At 42.6% G+C, this 826-nt stretch carries 1 protein-coding gene; it reads right to left on the bottom strand.

Going from position 1 to position 826, the window contains the following annotated elements:
- Window positions 1-246 (bottom strand): pyocin activator PrtN family protein (locus REG_RS10285; protein WP_006705587.1); only part of this gene is annotated, 246 nt, incomplete at its 3' end.
- Between the last annotated feature and the right edge of the window lie 580 nt (window positions 247-826).

The raw sequence follows: 826 nt of genomic DNA, 5'->3' as shown, positions 1-826 counted from the left end.
ACAGTGTTCAAATTCTTTTTTAGCTTCTTTTCTGCGTTTGTCAATAAAAGCGGCTAAGTCATTAACGTGTACCATTCTGGGTGCTTTTTGTGTATTTCCCATGCGAAAAGTAGGTATTGGCAGATCACCGGCACCGGCCTTTTTATCCGCAGTGGATGGTTTCATGCCAAGATAGCGCTCAGCAATACTGGAAAGTGGGATCGTTGATGTTTCGAATTCAGCCATTAACAAAAACATAGTATTCATTGTTGCAAACCTCCCCCTTTTTTATTGCTTCGAGTAAAAATGTTTTGTACTTCACTTTTCGAATCTTTAGGTTCCTTCACCCGCCCATTTACGGTGTTTTTGATGACTAAGGTGATAACTTCATAGACTAGGGGTTCACAAAGCAGGGTTGCCTAGTTAGATACGTGAACTTCAATGAGAACTAGAGAATCACCATTGTCTATGTATTCCACACCACCCCATGCTTATTTGCCATTTCTTGCTCCAGTTATGCCACTGCACGGCACATCATGACGCAGTAGGAGGGAAGATACATTTGTAAAAATGGAGGTTGTGTTTGGCGAGGTTTGGCCGGGTCGGATCGGTCAAATGCTTACAAATTGCAAGCCCCTTTTCATCATCGATATCGATCAATAACATTTCTCCTTGTCTGGGATTTTGGTGCTGGGGCGTAATGCTCTTTCAACGATGCGAAGGAGCTATAGGCGCTTATAATCAGACTCTGGTGTTTAGCAAAATTGATGAAAATCAGTCTGGCCTAAACCTGATCGGTGGGAGGCTGAACGAATAACATCGGTGGGTTCAATACTGAGTTTGTTTT

It is taken from the genome of Candidatus Regiella insecticola LSR1 (assembly GCF_000143625.1).
GTDB lineage: Bacteria > Pseudomonadota > Gammaproteobacteria > Enterobacterales > Enterobacteriaceae > Regiella > Regiella insecticola.
This window is presented reverse-complemented; position numbering and strand designations above follow the sequence as displayed.